The sequence below is a fragment of the Burkholderia sp. AU30198 genome (assembly GCF_020419825.1).
GTDB lineage: Bacteria > Pseudomonadota > Gammaproteobacteria > Burkholderiales > Burkholderiaceae > Burkholderia.
The window spans coordinates 420,210-439,168 of record NZ_JAIZSA010000003.1 but is presented as its reverse complement, the minus strand read 5'-3'; the positions used below and the strand labels follow the sequence as shown (position 1 = coordinate 439,168).

Sequence of the window (18,959 nt, the reverse complement as noted above, 5' to 3'; positions counted from 1 at the left end):
GACGGGCGAGACGAACCAGGAGACACACCGATGACCGCTGCCACCCCGCAGTTGCACGCCGCGACGATGCGGCGCCTGAACCTGCGCCTGATTCCGTTCCTGATGCTGCTGTATCTCGTCGCGTATATCGACCGCTCGAACATCTCGGTCGCGGCGCTGCAGATGAACGCCGACCTTGGGCTGAGCGCCGGGATGTACGGGCTGGGCGCGGGGCTGTTCTACGTGACCTACATCCTGTTCGAGGTGCCGAGCAACCTGTTCCTCGCGCGCGTCGGCGCACGCCGCTGGATCGCGCGGATCATGATCACGTGGGGCATCGTCGCGGCCGCGATGAGCGCTGTCCATACGCCGGGACAACTCTATGCGATGCGCCTGCTGCTCGGCGCGGCGGAAGCGGGGTTCACGCCAGGCATCATCTACTACCTGTCCGCGTGGTATCCGCCGAGCGACCGTGCACGCGCGATGTCGTTCTTCTATATCGGCGCGACACTTGCCTCCGTGATCGGGCTGCCGCTGTCCGGCGCGCTGCTGAACCTGAACGGCGTGCTCGGCATCGAGGGCTGGCGCTGGCTGTTCCTGCTCGAAGGCGTGCCCGCGCTGCTGCTCGGATTCGTCGTGCTGCGCCGCCTGCCCGACACGCCCGCGCATGCGCGCTGGCTGCCGGCCGACGAGCGCGCGTGGCTCGAAGCGACGCTGCGCGACACCGCGCCGCGCGAGCACCTGTCGCACGGCGTCGCGCTGCGGCGTGCGTTCGGCGACGGCAAGGTGTGGGCGCTCGCCGCGTTCTGGCTGCTGCAGGCGTTCGGCACGATCGGTCTCACGCTGTTCCTGCCGCTGCTCGTGAAGAGCCTGTCGGGACAATCGAGTTTCGCGGTCGGCAGCCTGTCCGCGCTGCCGTTCCTGTTCGCGTGCGTCGCGATGTACGTGAACGGCCGGCGTTCGGATCTCGGCGGCGAACGCGCGCTGCATCTCGGCGTGCCGATGCTGCTGGCCGGCGCGTTGCTGATCGCGGCGATCTATACACCGACGCTGCCCGTCGCGTATGCGCTGCTCGTGCTCGCGGTCGGCTTCAACTGGGCCGCGACGCCGGTGTTCTGGGCCGTGACGACCGAATACGTGTCGGGTCTCACGGCCGCCGCGTCGATCGCGCTGATCAACGCGGTCGCGAATATCGCGGGGCTCGCGCTGCCGCCGGTGATGGGGCGGATCAAGGACGTCACGCATTCGTACGACCTCGCGCTGCTGCTCGTCGCGGTCGCGTTGCTGGCCGGCGGCGTGCTGGCGTTGCGGATCGCATCGCGACGCGCGATGCCGGTGGCGGCGGGGCGGGCCGGCTGATCGCCGCGCGCCGAGGCCGGGTGCGTCACGCGGCAGGCGCGTGCCCGGCGGGTGCCGTGACGCGCCCGCGCCGCGCCGATTCAATGCGACGCCCGGTGCGGATTGCAGTCCACCGAATACTCCGCGTGCTCGCCATTGACGTGCAGCACCAGCGTCGCGTTGCAGATATCGCCCGAATCGACGCTCAGCCGCAGCGTCGCGAGCGGCCGATCCTCGCCGCCGGCAAGCCGCGATTCGCCGGAGCGTGTCAGCGCCGCCGAGCCCGCGCCGCCGGTTTTCGTGATGCGCAGGCTGTACGACACGTCGACCGGTGCGGCCGCCTGCACATGCGGCACGATATTCACGCCGCCGGCACTGGCGGCGATGTCGAAATAGGCGTTGAGATCGTGAATGTCAACCATGATCGTCTCCTGTCGAATGAAAAAAAGGCCGAACGGGTACCCGTCCGGCCTTTCCGTAACACCGGCGGTGCTTAGTGCTGCTTGATCGAAGCGGTGTTGTTGAAGCCGCTCTGGTTGATGCTCGCGTAGTTGCCGTTGCCCTGCTGCAGCAGCGTGGCGTTGTTGTTGAAGCCGAGCTGCGTCACGAAGCCCTGGTTGCCCTTGCCGGACACTTGCGTCGCGTTGATGATGTTGTCGGCGCCGGACTGCGCGAGATTCAGCACGTCGTCCGCGCCGGTCTGCGACGCATTCGCGTAGTTGCCGATACTCAGAGTCTGGTTCACCTTCACCAGCGAATTCGACGCGGATTGCGTCACGTTCGCCTGGTTGTCCGCGGAACTCTGCGTGACGGATGCCGTCGAGCCGACCGAACCGTCCTGCAGGATCGTCGCCTTGTTGCTCGCGGCGGTCTGCGTGATGGCCGCGCTGTTGCCCGAGCCGAACTGCTGCGTGATCGTCGCGTCGTTCGATGCGGCCGTCTGCTTGATCGTCGCGGTGTCGCCAACCTCGAACGTCTGGTTGACCGTCGCCTTGTTGCCATCCGCCGATTGCGTGATCGAGGTCGTGTCGGAGACGGCCACGAACTGGTTCACCGTTGCGCTGTTGCTGTTTACGCCGCCCGATTGCGCGATCGTCGTCTGGTTGTTGGCGCCGAACTGCGACGTCACGCTGGCGGTCGCGGTGCCGCTCTGGGTCGTCGTGACCTTGTCGCCGCTCTCGACGAACTGCGACACGTTTGCGTTGGTCGTGCCGCCCGTTTGCGTGATCGACGTCGTGTTGCCGCCGCCCCAGGTCGTCTGCACATTCGCCGTGCCGCCGTTGCCGGTCTGCGTGATGCCGACGGTGTTGCCGACGGTGTCGGTCTGCGTGACCGTCGCGCGGTTGCCGATCGCCGACTGGCTCGGCGAGCCCTGGTTGATCGTCACGGTGTTCCAGCCGCCGCCCTGCTGCGTAATCGACGCGCTGTCGATGTAGCTGTACTGGTTGATCGTGTTGACGTCGTACCGCGCACCGCCCGTGTACGCCGACGTCGTCTGGGTGATGTTCGCCGAGAAGTCGCCGCCGCCGAACTGGTTCACGTAGTTCTTCTCGTGCGACGTGCCCGTCTGCGACACGTTCACGCTCGAATACGGCTCCGCCCAACCGGAGAATTGCTGGATCGCGGTCGTATCGCCGCTACCGCCCTGGGTCGTCACGTTGGCGACGAACCCGTATTGGGTGCTGTCGCCGAGCGCCGACTGGGTAATCGACACCGTGTCCCCGTTCGTCGCCGTCTGTTGGACGGTCGCCGAGTTGAAGCTGCCGGATTGCCCGACGGTTACGTTGTTCCCCGACGAATCGGCCTGTGCGGCAGCCGATGCGAGCATCAGCACGGCGATTGCGATTGCAGACTTGGTCACCTTCATGGATTGCTCCTGATTCGAAAGAAAATTCGCCGGAAAAGTCGGTCTTTTACCGGCACCCCCGCCAATCGAGGACGCGCTCGCGCCCCCGACCTCACACCACTTCCAGCACTGCCCCTGCATCCCGCGTAACCGTCACCGCGTCAGCACCGTGGCGCGCGCACCGTAGCCGGTCTGAATCACCTGGATGCCGGTATTCGATCCGCCCTGCACGATGTTCACCGCGTTGTTGCTGCCGTTCTGCGTGACGCGCGCCGACAGCGACGTGCCGACCTGTGTCGAATCGACCGAATTGCCGGCGCCGTTCTGTTGCACCTGCAACGTGTTGCCGGTGCCGCGTTGCGTTGCCTTCAACGTGTTGCCGACGCCGGCCTGCGCAGCCGCGATCCAGTTCTGCGCACCGGTCTGCCGCGCAACGATCGAGTTGCCGTCGCCGGCCTGCCAGACCAGCGCGCCGTTGTGGCCCGCCTGGTCCAGCGACGCGGCATTGCCGACACCGCTCTGCCGGAGCGCGACGATGTTGCCGCTGTAGTCGAAGGCCGGTTCGGGCGGGCCGAGATCGCTGAGCGGCACGGGTGCCCCCGACGCCGCCTGCATGGCCGCCACGGCCCACACGGTCGCGAGTACCCGCCGCACCACACGGGCGCGCCCGTTCCGATCACGCTGTCGATTCATCATGTTTTCTCCGCTGGCCGGCCTGATGCCGGTTAATGAGTGGACGCAACCGGGCGATCGATCTTCTGCGGGTCATACGCGGTGTTCGCGTCCTCCATGTCCTGCGCGTACTGCCGGTCTTCCTGCAGATACCGCTGCATCGTCGGGTCGTACCAGTCCTGGTCGTTCTTCAGCCCCCAGGTCTGGTTCGCGACGCCCTGGACGATCAGGTGCGTGAGTGCCGATTCGATCGCTTCGTTGACGCAGATCTGCGCGGGCTCGTTGCGCGTCAGCCCGACTTCCGCCTGCAGCAGGTCCTTGAAGCCGACGAAGCGATAGACGCCCGTGTCGACCTGGTAGGAGTAGACGGTCTTGGTCGTCGAGACGCTGTTGAGCACCTGGCCCGTGCGGATGTCGATCGCGCGCAGGTTGACGGTGACCTGGTCGATCCGGTATTGCGTCGACCCGCTGATCCCGAGATAGGCGACGCCAGCCCCGCCGGTCCGGACGTTCGTGTCGTAGCCGACGATGCCGCCTTCGAGCACGATGTTCGCCGGCATGAGCGGCGCCATCGCATCGTTCTGTGCCTTCTTCGCATCCGCGCCGTCGGTGGCGCGCATGATCTTGCGTTCGGTCAGGAGATCCTGCAGGTTCTCGCGCTCCACCGGCGTGAACCAGCCGGAGTCGCGCATCGCCTTGACGAGGAACGACGCGCCGCCCTGCGTGACCTGCGACGAAAAGGAGCTGTCCGGCGATGCCTTGTACTGCCCGGTCAGATCGCGAAAGCCGTAGACGGCGGCGGCGATCTTGCCCTTCGGCGGCGGCAGGTGCGTGAGGTCGCGCGTGGTGCGTGTCGGCGGCGTCAGCGTCGCGTTGCTCAAGGCCGGCATCGGGCGCGTGACGCAGCCGACCAGCGACAGCAGCAGCACCGCGCCCATTGCGATCCGTGTCATCCCCGTGTGGAAGCGTGCGCGTTCAGCATTTTTTTTCATGATTCGCTCAGTCGTGTGTTCGATTTACTGGCCGTTGCTGACGATGAAAGTCGAGGTCGCGCCGGTCGTCTTGTCGGTGGTCGTCACCTGCAGGTTGCCGTTGCCGGCCGCACTCACGACGATCGTGAAATTGCCCGTGCTGATCGTTCCCGGCTTGAGGTCGCCGTTGGTGCCGACGATCGAATTCGTCACCGAGCTCGCGACGCGCGACAGGATCGCCTGCTGCAGCTGCGCATTGAACTGGTCGAGCGATGACGTGGACGTCGGCGACGAAAAGCCGGACAGCGACGGATCCGTGTGCTTGTTCTGCGCATTGGCCTCGTTGAGCAGATTGGGGCCGTTTGCCGGGTTGCCGCCGAAGTTCGGGTTGTTCGGCTGATAAACCAGCGTCGACGACCACGAATAGGGCGAAACCGCGGTCATGGCGACCAGGGCGATCATGCTCAATCTGATTCGATTCATTTTCGCTAACCCCTGATTTTGATTAATCGATTAAATCTCGTCTTTCGCCAGATCCGAATCGGGAAACAGTAAATTCGAAAGATCGTCCTGAATGACGGTTTGAAAGGAAATGCCGGCGGCGTTTTCGGCCACGGCCCGGACGTTTGCCCGTGCAATCGGCAGGAAGGTCTGGAATACGCGCTTCTGCTGGAATTCGACCCAGATCAGGCTGCCGTACCGTCCGGACGGGCGTTCGTGAATGGCGACCATGTAGCGTTCGCTCAGCGGGATTTCCGACCAGGTCTGCGAGAAGTAGGTATAGAAGTCGCGGCCGGCGAGCGTCACGGCATCGGTCGTGACCGTGCCGCCGAGCTGGTCTTCGGGCAGTGCGTTGCGGGCGGCGGCCCTGGCGGCGGCCGATGCGGTGCCGGCGGCCGGCGTCGCGGCGGCCGGGCCCGCGCCAGGCACCGGCTTCGGCGCCTCGAGGACGCGTTCGGCGTTCAGCAGCGTCGACGGCGGCGCGATCGGATGTCCGCCGTTCGCCGCGGCGGCAGGCGGTGCGTCGAAGGTGTCCTGGGCCTGCGCGCGTGCCGTCGCGAATAGCGACAGGCACGTCACGGCCCCCCAGGCAAAACGCCTGCTTGCGCTCGATACCATTTCCCCGACCCCGGATTCACTTGTACGAAATATGACGCCGCCCGATTTTCGGGTGATTCGTTCTGGTTCGAACGCGGCACATGGGGGCGGGAATCAGCAAGAGGCGTGCCTGCCGCTGTTTTAAACGGAATTTATTTTAAGGTGATTATTTGTCTTATTTTTGAGGCGTGCATTTTGTTTGCGTAAAACGTTTGCGAATCCGGTATTGATTAACAAACTTTCTTTCGTATTTCGAGTATTTCAATTAAATCAGACGATATTTGGATGAAAATCGTGATTTGAAAATGACTGGTGATGCTGACGCGGCGCGAACGTAACGTGTTGCTACGGCCACACCCGTAACGACACGACGTAACGTCCCGTTACGCGCGTAGAATCGTCCGACGAAAATGCAGGTTCCGGGCTTTCGCCCCGGAAACGCGTTTCCACGCCATTCATGTGAACGGACTTCGGGAGCACTCATGTCATCTCGCACGTATCTCGTCACCGGCGCCTCGCGCGGCATCGGCTTCGCGGTCAGCGCATTGCTCGCACGGCGCGGCCATCGCGTCATCGGCCTCGCGCGTCACACGCCGGACATCGGCTTTCCCGGCGAATTGCTCGCGTGCGATCTCGCCGACGTCGAACAGACCGCGGCAACCCTCGCGCGCATCGGCGAGCAGCATGAAGTCGACGGTATCGTGAACAACGCCGGCATCGCGTTGCCGCAACCGCTCGGGAAGATCGACTTCCAGTCGCTGCAGGCGGTGTTCGATCTCAACGTGCGGGCGGCGATCCAGGTCACGCAGCACTTTGCGGATGCGATGAAGGCGCGCGGCTACGGGCGCATCGTCAACATTTGCAGCCGCGCGATCTTCGGCAGTCTCGATCGCACCGCGTATTCCGCCGCGAAGAGCGCGCTCGTCGGTTGCACGCGCACGTGGGCGCTCGAACTGGCCGACCATGGCGTGACCGTCAACGCGGTTGCGCCGGGGCCGATCGAGACGGAACTGTTCCGGCAGACGCGGCCCGTCGGCAGCGAAGCCGAACGCAAGGTGCTCGCGACGATTCCCGCGCGCCGGCTTGGCACGCCCGACGACGTGGCGGCCGCGATCGCGTTCTTCCTGTCGGACGAAGCCGGCTTCGTCACGGGGCAGGTGCTGGCCGTGGATGGCGGCGGCAGTCTCGGCGGGCGTAGCTGACGCATTGGGTGCAGTAGACGCGAGGCCCGGCCGCGGCCGGCTTCGCCACGCATTCCGGGCGCGCGCATACGCGTGCGCGGATGGCGTGCATTCGGCTCGCGCGCATATTCCAGCGCCCCGTTAGCATGTGACGAATCGGACTTTGGGTGCCGCGCGCGCGACGCTAAGATCGCCGATCCCGTAGATCGAGCGTTCACAACAATGAAAAAGTCCGCGTCGCCGTTGCATGCTTTTCGTTTCCGTGTCGTCTGCGCCGCGATTGCCGGCGCGCTGTCGCTTGCATCGTGCGGCGGCGTCGACAGCGATGCGCCGTCGTCACAGACGAACACCCCCACGCCGCCGCTGGCGGCGAAACGTCCGAACATCCTGTACATCATGGCCGACGATCTCGGCTATTCCGACATCCATGCATTCGGCGGCGAGATCAATACGCCGAACCTCGACGCGCTCGTCGCGTCGGGCCGCATCCTGTCGAACCATCACACGGGCACCGTCTGCGCGATCACGCGTGCGATGCTGGTGTCGGGCACCGACCACCATCTCGTCGGCGAAGGCACGATGGGCGTGCCGACCGACGAACGGCGCGGGCTGCCCGGCTACGAGGGCTACCTGAACGACCGTGCATTGTCGTTCGCACAACTATTGAAGGACGCCGGCTACCACACGTACATCGCGGGCAAGTGGCACATCGGCTCGGGAATCGTCGGCAGCGCGACGGGCAGCGGGCAGACGCCCGACCAGTGGGGCTTCGAGCGCAGCTACGTGCTGCTCGGCGGCGCGGCGACCAACCACTTCGCGCACGAGCCGGCCGGCTCGTCGAACTACACGGAAGACGGCCGCTACGTGCAGCCTGGCCAGCCCGGGCAGCCGGGCGGTGCGGGCGGCAGCCCGGCCGTGTTCTATTCGACCGATTTCTATACGCAGAAGCTGATCTCGTACATCGATTCGAACCAGCGCGACGGCAAGCCGTTCTTCGCATACGCGGCGTACACGTCGCCGCACTGGCCGCTGCAGGTGCCCGATCCGTGGCTGCACAAGTACGCGGGCGTGTACGACGCCGGCTACGATGCGATCCGCAACGCGCGGATCGCGCGGCAGAAGGCACTCGGCCTGATCCCCGCCGACTTCAAGCCGTTCGACGGCCTGCCGGAAACGACGGCCGCGTCGCCCGCGACCGCGAACAACGGCACGGCCGGCGCGAAGTACATCAGCGCGGTGCATTCGGCCGCGGACGGCTACAGCGACTACGGCCCCGGCAAGTTCGACAAGCAGTGGTCGAGCCTGTCGCCGGCCGAGCGGAAGGCGCAGGCGCGCTACATGGAGATCTATGCGGGCATGGTCGAGAACCTCGACTACAACATCGGCCTGCTGATCCAGCACCTGAAGGACATCGGCGAATACGACAACACGTTCATCATGTTCCAGTCGGACAACGGTGCGGAAGGCTGGCCGATCGACGGTGGCGCCGACCCGACGGCGACCGATACCGCGAACGGGCAGGCGCCGATCTATTCGACGCTCGGCACCGACAACGGCAAGCAGAACGCGCAGCGCCTGCAGTACGGGCTGCGCTGGGCCGAGGTGAGCGCGTCGCCGTTCCGGCTCACGAAGGGCTATTCGGCCGAAGGCGGCGTCTCGACGCCGACGATCGTGCACCTGCCGGGCCAGGCGCAGCAGTTGCCGACGCTGCGCGCGTTCACGCACGTGACCGACAACACGGCGACCTTCCTCGCGGTCGCGGGCGTCACGCCGCCGTCGCAGCCGGCGCCGCCGCTCGTCAACACGCTGACGGGTGTCGACCAGAACAAGGGCAAGGTGATCTACAACAACCGCTACGTGTATCCGGTGACGGGCCAGTCGCTGCTGCCGGTGCTCACGGGTTCGGCGACGGGCGAGGTGCATACGACGCCGTTCGGCGACGAAGCGTATGGCCGCGCGTACCTGCGCAGCGCCGACGGCCGCTGGAAGGCGTTGTGGACCGAGCCGCCGCTCGGGCCGCCCGACGGTCACTGGCAGCTGTACGACCTCGCGTCGGATCGCGGCGAGACCACCGACGTGTCCGCGCAGAACCCGTCGGTGATCAGCACGCTCGTCGACCAGTGGAAGACCTACATGAGCAACGTCGGCGGTGTCGAGCCGCTGCGTCCGCGCGGCTACTACTGATAGCGGGGCGATACGATGCGGTTCCGGTTCTGGACGATCGGCGCGGCGCTGGCCGCCACGCTGTTCGCCGCCGCGTTCGCGGCCGGCTATGCGAATCCCGTCGCAGCGGCGGGCGATGCGTTCGACGACGCGAATCATGGCCGCGCGCTCGCGCCGCTCGGCTCGGAGCGGCAGTGCGCGCGCTATTCGGGGCTGCCGGCCGGGTGGCGCGACGACGCGAAGGCCGGGATGGTGCACCTGCGCGGCGGCGCGTTCGTGTTCGGCAGCACGCGCGGCTACGCGGACGAGCGCCCGGTCGGAGACGGCCGCACGCGTGTCGGCGGGTTCTGGATCGACCAGACCGACGTGACGATCGCGCAGTTCGCCGCATTCGTGCAGGCGACCGGCTACGTGACCGAGGCTGAGCAGCAGGATGGGGCGGCGGTGTTCCATGTGCCGACGCGCGACGAGATGAACGCGCGCGACCTTGCGTGGTGGTCGTGGGTGAAGGGCGCGTCGTGGCGCCATCCTCGCGGGCCGGGTAGCAGCGTCGACGGGCTCGGCAACCTGCCGGTCACGCTCGTCACGCAGCGCGATGCGCTCGCGTATGCGCACTGGCTCGGCCGCGACCTGCCGACCGAGGCCGAATGGGAATACGCTGGCAAGGCCGGCCGCGACGATGCGTCGCTCGACGCGGCGCCGCGCGACGCGCAGGGCAAGCCGGCCGCGAACTACTGGCAGGGCGTGTTTCCGGTGCTCGACACGGCCGAGGACGGTCACGCGGGGCTCGCGCCCGTCGGCTGCTACGCGGCGAACGGGTTCCGGCTCTACGACATGATCGGCAACGCATGGGAATGGACGAAGGACGCGTACACGGGCCCGCACCAGCCGCATGCGAACGGCGACACGGCGGCGGTCGCGCCGCCGACGCGAAAGCACGATACGCCGATGGTCATCAAGGGCGGCTCGTTCCTGTGCTCGCGCGACTACTGCGTGCGCTATCGCGCGTCGTCGCGCGAACAGCAGGAAGCCGATCTCGGCGCGTCGCATATCGGGTTCCGCACGATTCTGAGGGATGCAACATGAAGCGCGTCATGCTTTACGTGGGTGCATGGCTGATCGTTGCGTGCGGGGGCGTTCATCCGGGGTCGACGGTGGCAGCCGAATCAGTCGCTCCGGCCGTGCGCGTCGGCGTGACGCGCGGCGTGCATGCGCAGATCCTGGACGAAGTGAAGCGGGTCGCCGCGTCGCGAGGATTGGGTGTCGACGTCGTCGAATTCGACGAAGCGTCGCGCATCGACGCGGCGCTGGCCGACGGCCGGATCGACGCAGCCAGCTTCGAGGACGCGCAGCAGCTTGCCGCGACGCGCGCGCAGAAACGCTACGCACTGACCGACGTCGCACCGACCGTCACGCTGCCGATGGCGCTCTATTCGCGCAAGCTGAAGAACCTGAACGAACTGCAGCCCGGCGCGACGGTGGCGATTCCGGCCGATCCGCGCGGGATGGCACGCGCGCTCGTGCTGCTGCAGAACGACACGCTGGTGACGCTGCGCGAGCAGGCGGGGCTGCACGCGACGCTGCGCGACGTGACCGGCAACCGGCTCGGGCTGAAGCTCGTCGCGTTGCGCCGCGATCGCCTTTACGCGGCGCTCGGGACGGCCGCGTTCGTCGCGATCGACAGCGACGATGCCGCGCGCGCCGGGCTGCAACCCGCACGCGACAGCATCAGCCTCGAGGATGCGCGCTCGCCGTATGCGAACGTGCTGACGGTGCGCGATGCCGATCGTGCGAAGCCGTGGGTGACGCAGCTCGTCGCCGCGTATCACTCGGACGACGTCGCGCGCTTCATCCTCACGCGCTACCAGGATTCGGTGCGGCGGCCGTGGTAGACACGTACCTGCTTGCGTGCAACGCATGCGGACGCTGCTGCAATAGCGCGCCGACGCTGTCGTTGCGCGAACTGTTCCGCCATCGGCATCGGTTCGTCGGCGCGCTGACGATCCGTCGGGTGCCGAAGCGGCGGATCGGCGAGCGTTGGCGTGCCGGTGGCCGCGAGCACGCGCTCGACGCGGACGACGTCGCGGCTTGCGATGCGCTGGCGGAGCGGTTGTTTCATCGTACCGGCGGTGCGGGGAACGAATGGATCGCGCTGACGCTGCAGGGCTACGACTATCCGTCGCTTGGCCGTTGCGCGGCGCTGGCCGACGATGGCCGCTGCAGCGTGCATGCGGACAAGCCGTCGATCTGCCGCGCGGTGCCGCTCGATCCGATGCTGCCGGACCGGTTGCAGTCCCGCGTGCTGGCCGCGCGACGCGACGATGCCGGATGGCTGGGCGCGAACTGCATCGTCGAAACGGCGTGCGCGCCATCTTCGGTCGAATCGTCATTCCCGATTCCGCTGGTGACAGCCGGACAGGTCGCAGACCGCGCGGCGCTCGACGCACATCGCGATGCGCTCGTGTTCGAGCGCGCGGTGTGGCGCGATGCAGTGTTCGCGTCATGGCGCGGCGGCGGGCAGGACGTGCAGCACGCAGTGTCGCGGCTGGCGCCTGGCGGCTACCTGACCGTGTCGATCGTGCCGGTGCTGCTGGCCGTCGCACCGGTATCCGAGCATTGCCGCACACGCTGCATTGAGTTCATCGACGCACAACTCGCGTTGATCGGCATGAACGTCGAAGCGGCACTCGCGCGGCGACATACCGACGACCGGCCCGCGACGCGCGAGCTGCGCGGCTTCGCGCAGGCGCTCGAACGTGCGCGGCAGGCACTGGTCGCGCTGCCGGTGCCCGCGGCCGGCATGCGTGAAGACGCGCTGCGCATCGACGCGTGGCTCGCCGACCGGCCGGACGCCGATCCACTTGCCGCATGACGATCGCGGCACGCCGCGCGTGCCTTACAATCGGCGCTCTTTCAATCGCATTCGATGGAGCGGGCATGTACGCGTCGACCTTCATTTTCCGTGCCGGGCAATACGATGACGAATTCCACCGGCTCGACCGGCAGATCGCCGACATGGCGCGCGCGACGCCCGGCTATCTCGGCGAGGAGACGTGGGAGAACGCCGAATCGGGGCTGATCCAGAACGTCTACTACTGGGAATCGGAGGCGGCGCTGCAGCAACTGATGCAGCACCCGGCGCATCTCGAGGCAAAGACGAAACAGGCGCGCTGGCTTGACGGCTATCGCGTCGTGATTGCGAAAGTGTTGCGCGAGTATGGCGACGGCAAGCTCACGCAGCCGAATGCGGGGCCATCCGCCTGAATGGCTGTCTGATTCATTTCTTTCGCATTACGGATAAATAACAAGGCGCCATACCCGGAAACCCATGCACACGCGCGGGTTTCCGCGGCATCGCGTGCAATCAATTGTTCATCAAGCATGGCTAAGGTGGCGGGGCTTCACGTCGTCAGTCTGTCCACCCACAACGTCCTCACTCGATGTCGTACGGAGCCTTGTCCATGCCGAATTTCGCCTTGTCCGCGAAGCGCCGCCGCGCGCTGCGCGATCGTACCGTTCCTGTCTTCGCACTGACGCTGATCGCCGCGAGCATCGGCGCGCAGGCTGCCCCGCATGACAACGACGGCGACAGCCGTTTCGAGCCGGGTTTCGTGCCGGGCTTCCTGGTACTCAGCCGCAGCGTGTACGACAACGTGTCGAGCAACGTCCAGCCCGGCGCGATCCTGCCGCCGAACTGCGCGAAGACCACCGGCGGTTGCGGCGCGGCTGCCGGCGCACCGAACGACGGCACCTATCCGTACGTGTGGAACAACGACCGCTACGACGGCAGCTTCGGCATCACGTCGCGCATCTTCCTCGACCAGATCACGCCGGCCGGCGGCGTCGTCAGCACGCTCGAAGTGCCGAACAGCCTGCAGAAAGGCTTCGCGCACGACCAGATGGTGACGAGCTTCAGCTCGAAGTCGGAGCTCGGCCTGCACCTGTCGCTCGACGGCAGCTATCTGACGTTCATGGGCTACGTCGCGCCGGTCAACGCGATCGACGTGTCGAACTCGAACACGCCGCTCGCGGTCGATACGACGAACCCCGACGGGCAGAACGTCTATCGCGCGATCGCGCGCGTCGACCGCCACGGGCATTTCCGCTTCACCGAGACGAACGCGTACAGCGGCAACAACGGCCGCGCGGCGATCCTGAACAATCGCGACGGCCGCGACATTTACTACACGTCGGGCAACGCCGGCAACGGCTCGAACCCGCAACCGGACAATGTGATCCTCGGCGCGGGCGCGCAGCTGATCGACGGCGCGAAGCATCACGAAGCGCAGCAGGATCCGGGCGTGCCGACGCCGCTCGCGAGCTTCTCGGTCACCGAACTCGGCGCGAAGGCCGACAAGATCGGCAAGGACGACAACTTCCGCGGCATCGCGGTGCACGACAACGTCGTGTACTACACGAAGGGCAGCGGCGGCAACGGCGTGAACACCGTGTACTTCGTCGATACGACCGGCACCGCGTGCCCGTCGGGCGTCGGCGTGCCGTCGCCGAAGGCCGTGCTGCCGACGGCGCCGCTCGCGTACAACGCGGCCACGCTGCAGACGGCGGGCCTGCCGAACAACATGTGCGTGCTGGCCGGCTTCCCGACCACGCCGAACAAGACCGCGACGACGCTCGCCTATCCGTTCGGGATCTGGTTCGCCGACGCGAACACGCTGTATGTCGCGGACGAAGGCGACGGCTACACGGGCGGCGCGGACCTGTACACGCACGCGGCTGCGCAGACGACGGCGGGCCTGCAGAAGTGGGTCTACGACGCAGGTACGAAGCAGTGGAAGCTCGCCTATACGCTGCAGAACGGGTTGAACCTCGGTCAGCCGTATTCGGTTGCCGGCTACCCGGCCGGCAACAATTCGGCGACGGGCCTGCCGTGGGCTCCGGCGACGGCCGGCCTGCGCAACCTGACGGGCCGCGTCGAACGCGACGGCACGGTGACGATCTGGGCGATTACGTCGACGGTCAGCGGCAACGGCGATGTCGGGGCCGATCCGAACCGTCTGGTTGCGGTGCGTGACGTGCTGAAGAACACGAGCGCAACGACGGCCGCGCACGAGCAGTTCGCCGTGCTGCGGACTGCGAAGTTTGCGGAAGTGCTGCGGGGTATCGAGTTCGCGCCGGGGACGGATACGGGGCGGTCGCACTGAAGAAGGTGAGCGCCCGGCTGGCTGACGCCGGGCGATACAGGCACGGCCGCGCGTCTCCGTGGCCGTGCCCTTCAACTGTGTCGTGGCGCGGATTCAGTCGGTGCGTTGCGCTTCGCCGTCTTTCGAATCCACCTGCGCCGTGCGCTGCCAGATCGGGAACATCGCATTCTTGACCGACGTCTGCGCGTCGATGACCTTGCGGTGATCGATGCCTGGCAGGTCGAGCAGCCGGTCGACGGCCGCTTTCGCGCCTTCGGCGTCCTGAGGGAACCCGCACGCGAACTGCTTGTTCGTATCGAACAGGATCCACCAGACGGACGACATGTACGGCCCCTGGTCATTGGTTTCGATCACGACCGCACCGAGGTCGGACAGTTCGATTCCGTGCGTTGCGCCGTTGTGATCGGTCGCCTCGATACGCGTACCGGTCGCGGTCACGGCCCAGTGGTCGGGCGGGATGGGCGAAACGGGCGGTGACGGTGCGGGATTGGCAAGCTCGGCGGCGTCCAAGGCATCCATCGGATCAATTGCGTCCATCGGATCGATCGCAGCGATCGCATCGACCGGTTCATCCGGCGCCATCACGGCCACCGGCGCGACCGCGTCCTTCTTCCCGCGCCCGCCGATCCACGGCAACGCGGCACCGCCGGCCATCGCCGCAAGCCACAGGTAGTACCCGATGCCGAACGCGTGGATCGGCTTGAAGTCCGGGCCGGTCGGAATCGTGTGCCATCCGAGTGCGAAGGCCACGACCACGGCGAGCAGCGCGGACACGATACGGTTCGGCTTGATCAGCGCGACGACCAGCAGCGGGTTGCCGAGCCACGCGAATTGCAGATCGAGGATCGCGAGCGGGCCGATCACGAGCGCCATGTAACCGCGCCACCAGTGCACCGCGCCGATCCCATTCGGCGGTTCGGCGGCGACCGGCAGTAGCAGTGACACGACGTACAGCGTGACGAGGACGGCGCGCGCGAGGTTCAGGCGAGCGGAAGCGGTACGAGTCTGCATGTTGCCTTCTTGTTGTGCAGGGGCGTGCGAAGCGGTCAATGCCGGACGGCCGTGCCGGCATTCACGACGCGTGGCGCGCACGCGTCGCAGGCGATTGTGGGCGATTCGCGCGGCGATGTCGAATGCGTACCGGAAACCCGGGCTCGCCTCCGCCGGCCCGCACCGCGTCAAAGCGCTTCGACCAGCAACCGCTTGCTCTTCTCGCAATACTCGTGACACGCCGCCCGCGCCGCAGTCGCCGCGCCATGCACGAACCGCGGCGCGTCGGCCCGCCGCGACATCGACACGACGATCGACGGCGGTGAAGGTTGCAGCGGCAGCTCGACGACTTCACCGCTTTCGATCAGCGCATCGACGAACAGACTCGGAATCGCCGCCACGCCAAACCCGTCGCGCACGAGCTGCACGATCACCGAGATCGACGGCGAGCCGGTGATGCGCGTGTCCGACAGCGGCACGCCGTGCGTATGCGCGAGCGTACGCACGATGTCCTCCAGCGCACGATGGGGTGCCGTACCGCGCCCGTAGGTGAGAATCGGCTGCCGCAGCACCTGCCGCGCGAGCCCCGTGCGCGCATTCGGCAGCAACCCGGCACGCGCGATCCAGCGCACCGGATAGTTCGCGAGCGCATCGCACACGACCGACGCCTCGTCGCTGCCTTCCACGCGGATGATCAGGTCGAGCTCGCCGGCCATCAGCCGGCGCTGCAGCACGACGCTGACGTCGACGGTCAGGTCGATTTCAAGCTGCGGATAATCGGCCGCGAGCCGCCGCATGTAGTGCGGCAGCCAGCTGTGCACGACGGTTTCGATCACGCCGAGCCGCAGCTTGCCGCGCAGCGCGCTCTCGCCGGACGCGGCGGCCTGCAGCTCCTGCGTCGCCTCGACCACGGCTTTCGCATAGCCGAGCAGGTATTCGCCGTTCGGCGTGAGGCGGAATTCGCGGCTGTCGCGGTCGACGAGTACCGTCTGCAGTTCGTCCTCGAGCGCCTTCAGGCGCTGCGAGATCGCGGCCGGCGTCGCGTGCAGCGCGGCGGCCGTCGTACGGAAGTTGCGCAGCTTCGCGAGCGTGACGAAGGTTTCGAGAAAACGCGTGTTCATGGCGGTCGGTCGGATGGTGGATGCGCACTGTGCCGGTGAGGAAAAGTGAACGAAGCAGGGGAAAACCCCGAGATCCGTTAAGAAATTCTATACACGAAGCGCAAAAAAACTCGTTGGCGGCAAAATTTTTTCTTTTCTATTCTTCGCCGTATCCGATGACACGCCATCGTCATCCCGACGACATACCGACCTGCGATAGAACCTCATGACGCCTTCCGAATTCCGCCAGTCCGTGCGCCACGGCGCGTTCCGCGGCCCGACCGCCGGCCACTGCGGCCCGTATGCGCAAGCGAACCTCGCAATCCTGCCCGACGCGTATGCGCACGATTTCCTGCGCTTCTGCCAGGCGAACCCGAAAGCCTGCCCGCTGCTGGGCGTCGGCGAACCGGGCGCGTTCCGGGTCGACGCGCTCGGCGAGGATCTCGACATCCGCACCGACGTGCCGAGCTACAACGTCTACCGCGACGGCCGCCTGACCGAACGCGTCGAATCGCTGGAAGCGTTGTGGCGCGACGATTTCGTCGTGTTCGCGATCGGCTGCTCGTTCTCGTTCGAGGACATGCTGGCCCGCGAAGGGATCGGCCTGCGCCACGTCGAGGAGGGTCGCAACGTGCCGATGTACCGCACGTCGATTCCGAACCGGCGCGCGGGGATTTTCGGCGGGCAGCTCGTCGTGTCGATGCGGCCGATGCGCGGCGCCGACGCGATCCGCGCGGTGCAGATCACGAGCCGGTTCCCGGGCGTGCACGGCGCGCCGATCCATCTCGGCGATCCGCGCGAACTGGGCATCGCCGATCTGAACGCCCCCGAATTCGGCGATGCGGTGACGATCCGCGACGGTGAGCTGCCGGTGTTCTGGGCGTGCGGCGTGACGCCGCAAACCGCGCTGATGGACGCGAAGCTGCCGATCGCGATCGCGCACACGCCCGGCCACATGCTGATGACCGACATCACGAACGCGTCGCTGGCCGTATTCTGATTTCGGGCGACGACCACCCGCACGACACACCGCCCGCACGATCGCCATTCGACGGCGCATAACGACAGGAGCACCACCATGGAAAGCAAGACCCTCGCGGCGAACACCGCGGAGCCCGCGAGCCCCGAGCGTAACGGCCTGTTCTCGTGGTACGGGGACGCGCAGCCGCGCGAGCGCCGCGCGTTCTGGAGCTGCAAGGTCGGCTACATGCTCGACGGGATGGACACGCAGATGCTGTCGTTCGTGATCCCGACGCTCGTCGCGACCTGGGGCATCTCGCTGGCCGACGCCGGCTTCATCGGCACGATCACGCTGCTCGCGTCGGCGCTCGGCGGCTGGATCGCCGGCATCCTGTCCGACCGGATCGGCCGCGTGCGCACGCTGCAGCTCACGGTGCTGTGGTTCGCGGTGTTCACCGCGCTGTGCGGACTCGCGCAGAACTACCACCAGCTGCTCGCGGCGCGCGCGCTGATGGGCTTCGGCTTCGGCGGCGAATGGACGGCCGGCGCGGTGCTGATCGGCGAAGTGATCCGCGCGCGCGATCGCGGCAAGGCGGTCGGCCTCGTGCAGTCGGGCTGGGCGATCGGCTGGGGGCTGTGTGCGTTGCTGTATGCGCTGCTGTTCTCGGTGCTGCCGGCCGAGCAGGCGTGGCGCGCGCTGTTCCTCGTTGGCCTCGCGCCCGCGCTGCTGGTCGTCGCGATCCGCCGCTACGTGAAGGAGCCGGACGTCTACGAGAAGGAGAAGGCCGCACAGGCGAAAGTGGCCGATGCACCGCGCTTCACCGAGATCTTCGCGCCGAAGCTGATCACGACGACGCTGCGCGCGGCGCTGCTGACGACCGGCGCGCAGGGCGGCTACTACGCGATCACGACGTGGCTGCCGACCTTCCTGAAGACCGAGCGTCACCTCACGGTGATGGGCACCGGCGGCTATCTCGCGATGATCATCTTCGGCTCGTGGGTCGGCTACCTGACGAGCGCGTACCTGACCGACCGCCTCGGCCGCAAGCCGAACTTCATCCTGTTCGCGGTCGGCTCGATGGTGATCGCGTTCGCGTACACGTCGCTGAACCTGACCAACGCGTCGATGCTGTGGCTCGGCTTCCCGCTCGGCTTCTTCGCATCGGGCATCTTCTCGGGGATGGGCGCGTTCCTCACCGAACTGTTCCCGACCCGCGTGCGCGGCTCCGGCCAGGGCTTCTGCTACAACGTGGGCCGCGCGATCGGTGCGCTGTTCCCGTTCCTGATCGGCGCACTGTCGAAGGAGTACGGGCTCGGCACGAGCATCGGCATCTTCGCGGTCGCCGCGTACGGCGTGGTGATCGTCGCCGCGCTGACGCTGCCCGAGACACGCGGCCGCGAACTCGACGCCGCGTAAGTGGCGGGCCGGCCGGCCCTTCGTATTTTCCCCTTTGATCGACCCCGTGACACGGCGCGCGCCGCGCGCCGTGCGGCGGCGC

Annotated in this window: 18 protein-coding genes; 10 read left to right on the top strand and 8 right to left on the bottom strand. The window is 66.8% G+C overall.

Annotated elements, in window-relative coordinates; genetic code table 11:
- Nucleotides 1-30 precede the first annotated feature (30 nt).
- A complete protein-coding gene (locus LGN19_RS10900; RefSeq protein WP_174963447.1) occupies nt 31-1,338 on the top strand; it encodes an MFS transporter in 1,308 nt (435 codons plus the stop codon).
- Nucleotides 1,339-1,418: 80 nt separating this feature from the next.
- Here LGN19_RS10900 and csgH read toward each other — a convergent pair whose 3' ends face one another.
- The 6 genes from csgH to LGN19_RS10870 form a co-directional block, all read right to left on the bottom strand.
- Nucleotides 1,419-1,739, bottom strand: coding sequence for a curli-like amyloid fiber formation chaperone CsgH (csgH, locus tag LGN19_RS10895; RefSeq protein ID WP_226214554.1), 321 nt, complete (start codon nt 1,737-1,739; stop codon nt 1,419-1,421).
- 71 nt (nt 1,740-1,810) lie between these two features.
- Complete coding sequence (locus LGN19_RS10890) at nt 1,811-3,184, bottom strand: beta strand repeat-containing protein (RefSeq protein ID WP_226214552.1); 1,374 nt, start codon at nt 3,182-3,184, stop codon at nt 1,811-1,813.
- 132 nt (nt 3,185-3,316) lie between these two features.
- Nucleotides 3,317-3,859 (bottom strand): hypothetical protein, encoded by a 543-nt coding sequence (locus LGN19_RS10885; protein ID WP_122948869.1) that lies wholly within the window; start codon nt 3,857-3,859, stop codon nt 3,317-3,319.
- 29 nt (nt 3,860-3,888) lie between these two features.
- The gene (locus tag LGN19_RS10880) at nt 3,889-4,827 is read right to left on the bottom strand and encodes a CsgG/HfaB family protein (protein WP_175219305.1); all 939 of its coding nucleotides are present in this window, start codon (nt 4,825-4,827) and stop codon (nt 3,889-3,891) included.
- Between the two features lie 24 nt (nt 4,828-4,851).
- Nucleotides 4,852-5,268 carry a curli assembly protein CsgF gene (locus LGN19_RS10875; protein WP_226214550.1) on the bottom strand — a complete coding sequence of 139 codons (417 nt, stop codon included), beginning with the start codon at nt 5,266-5,268 and terminating at the stop codon, nt 4,852-4,854.
- A 51-nt stretch (nt 5,269-5,319) separates the two neighbouring features.
- Nucleotides 5,320-5,925, bottom strand: a complete 606-nt coding sequence (locus tag LGN19_RS10870; RefSeq protein ID WP_226214543.1) for a curli production assembly/transport protein CsgE — start codon at nt 5,923-5,925, stop codon at nt 5,320-5,322.
- A 461-nt stretch (nt 5,926-6,386) separates the two neighbouring features.
- On the opposite strand from LGN19_RS10870, the gene LGN19_RS10865 reads away from it, so the two are divergent.
- From LGN19_RS10865 to LGN19_RS10835, 7 genes are all read left to right on the top strand, one after another.
- A complete protein-coding gene (locus LGN19_RS10865; RefSeq protein WP_174960665.1) occupies nt 6,387-7,106 on the top strand; it encodes an SDR family oxidoreductase in 720 nt (239 codons plus the stop codon).
- A 201-nt stretch (nt 7,107-7,307) separates the two neighbouring features.
- Entirely contained in the window at nt 7,308-9,269 is a 1,962-nt protein-coding gene (locus LGN19_RS10860; RefSeq protein WP_226214541.1) for an arylsulfatase, read from the top strand.
- A gap of 15 nt (nt 9,270-9,284) precedes the next feature.
- Entirely contained in the window at nt 9,285-10,334 is a 1,050-nt protein-coding gene (locus tag LGN19_RS10855) for a formylglycine-generating enzyme family protein (RefSeq protein WP_226214537.1), read from the top strand.
- A complete protein-coding gene (locus LGN19_RS10850) occupies nt 10,331-11,140 on the top strand; it encodes a MetQ/NlpA family lipoprotein (protein ID WP_226214535.1) in 810 nt (269 codons plus the stop codon). Before LGN19_RS10855 ends, LGN19_RS10850 begins: the two co-directional genes overlap by 4 nt.
- Nucleotides 11,134-12,120 carry a YkgJ family cysteine cluster protein gene (locus tag LGN19_RS10845; RefSeq protein ID WP_226214534.1) on the top strand — a complete coding sequence of 329 codons (987 nt, stop codon included), beginning with the start codon at nt 11,134-11,136 and terminating at the stop codon, nt 12,118-12,120. Before LGN19_RS10850 ends, LGN19_RS10845 begins: the two co-directional genes overlap by 7 nt.
- A gap of 65 nt (nt 12,121-12,185) precedes the next feature.
- Nucleotides 12,186-12,512, top strand: coding sequence for an antibiotic biosynthesis monooxygenase family protein (locus LGN19_RS10840; RefSeq protein ID WP_122948878.1), 327 nt, complete (start codon nt 12,186-12,188; stop codon nt 12,510-12,512).
- A gap of 197 nt (nt 12,513-12,709) precedes the next feature.
- Complete coding sequence (locus LGN19_RS10835) at nt 12,710-14,410, top strand: hypothetical protein (protein ID WP_226214532.1); 1,701 nt, start codon at nt 12,710-12,712, stop codon at nt 14,408-14,410.
- A gap of 93 nt (nt 14,411-14,503) precedes the next feature.
- On the opposite strand, the gene LGN19_RS10830 is transcribed toward LGN19_RS10835, so the two are convergent.
- Both LGN19_RS10830 and LGN19_RS10825 read right to left on the bottom strand, forming a co-directional pair.
- Nucleotides 14,504-15,421, bottom strand: a complete 918-nt coding sequence (locus LGN19_RS10830; protein ID WP_226214530.1) for a hypothetical protein — start codon at nt 15,419-15,421, stop codon at nt 14,504-14,506.
- A gap of 167 nt (nt 15,422-15,588) precedes the next feature.
- Entirely contained in the window at nt 15,589-16,521 is a 933-nt protein-coding gene (locus tag LGN19_RS10825; RefSeq protein ID WP_089453664.1) for a LysR family transcriptional regulator, read from the bottom strand.
- Between the two features lie 205 nt (nt 16,522-16,726).
- Between LGN19_RS10825 and LGN19_RS10820 the strand changes: the two genes are divergently transcribed.
- Both LGN19_RS10820 and LGN19_RS10815 read left to right on the top strand, forming a co-directional pair.
- Nucleotides 16,727-17,500 carry a putative hydro-lyase gene (locus LGN19_RS10820; protein WP_122949706.1) on the top strand — a complete coding sequence of 258 codons (774 nt, stop codon included), beginning with the start codon at nt 16,727-16,729 and terminating at the stop codon, nt 17,498-17,500.
- 78 nt (nt 17,501-17,578) lie between these two features.
- Nucleotides 17,579-18,877: an MFS transporter gene (locus tag LGN19_RS10815; protein ID WP_226214528.1), complete on the top strand. Its 1,299-nt coding sequence runs from the start codon at nt 17,579-17,581 to the stop codon at nt 18,875-18,877.
- The last annotated feature ends 82 nt before the right edge of the window (nt 18,878-18,959 follow it).

Coding starts and splice junctions, on each gene's coding strand:
- LGN19_RS10825 (WP_089453664.1), bottom strand. CDS start 16,521: ATGAACACGCGTTTTCTCGAAACCTTCGTCACGCTCGCGAAGCTGCGC.
- LGN19_RS10875 (WP_226214550.1), bottom strand. CDS start 5,268: ATGATCGCCCTGGTCGCCATGACCGCGGTTTCGCCCTATTCGTGGTCG.
- LGN19_RS10850 (WP_226214535.1), top strand. CDS start 10,331: ATGAAGCGCGTCATGCTTTACGTGGGTGCATGGCTGATCGTTGCGTGC.
- LGN19_RS10840 (WP_122948878.1), top strand. CDS start 12,186: ATGTACGCGTCGACCTTCATTTTCCGTGCCGGGCAATACGATGACGAA.
- LGN19_RS10835 (WP_226214532.1), top strand. CDS start 12,710: ATGCCGAATTTCGCCTTGTCCGCGAAGCGCCGCCGCGCGCTGCGCGAT.
- csgH (WP_226214554.1), bottom strand. CDS start 1,739: ATGGTTGACATTCACGATCTCAACGCCTATTTCGACATCGCCGCCAGT.
- LGN19_RS10885 (WP_122948869.1), bottom strand. CDS start 3,859: ATGATGAATCGACAGCGTGATCGGAACGGGCGCGCCCGTGTGGTGCGG.
- LGN19_RS10900 (WP_174963447.1), top strand. CDS start 31: ATGACCGCTGCCACCCCGCAGTTGCACGCCGCGACGATGCGGCGCCTG.
- LGN19_RS10830 (WP_226214530.1), bottom strand. CDS start 15,421: ATGCAGACTCGTACCGCTTCCGCTCGCCTGAACCTCGCGCGCGCCGTC.
- LGN19_RS10880 (WP_175219305.1), bottom strand. CDS start 4,827: ATGAAAAAAAATGCTGAACGCGCACGCTTCCACACGGGGATGACACGG.
- LGN19_RS10890 (WP_226214552.1), bottom strand. CDS start 3,184: ATGAAGGTGACCAAGTCTGCAATCGCAATCGCCGTGCTGATGCTCGCA.
- LGN19_RS10870 (WP_226214543.1), bottom strand. CDS start 5,925: ATGGTATCGAGCGCAAGCAGGCGTTTTGCCTGGGGGGCCGTGACGTGC.
- LGN19_RS10865 (WP_174960665.1), top strand. CDS start 6,387: ATGTCATCTCGCACGTATCTCGTCACCGGCGCCTCGCGCGGCATCGGC.
- LGN19_RS10860 (WP_226214541.1), top strand. CDS start 7,308: ATGAAAAAGTCCGCGTCGCCGTTGCATGCTTTTCGTTTCCGTGTCGTC.
- LGN19_RS10815 (WP_226214528.1), top strand. CDS start 17,579: ATGGAAAGCAAGACCCTCGCGGCGAACACCGCGGAGCCCGCGAGCCCC.
- LGN19_RS10820 (WP_122949706.1), top strand. CDS start 16,727: ATGACGCCTTCCGAATTCCGCCAGTCCGTGCGCCACGGCGCGTTCCGC.
- LGN19_RS10855 (WP_226214537.1), top strand. CDS start 9,285: ATGCGGTTCCGGTTCTGGACGATCGGCGCGGCGCTGGCCGCCACGCTG.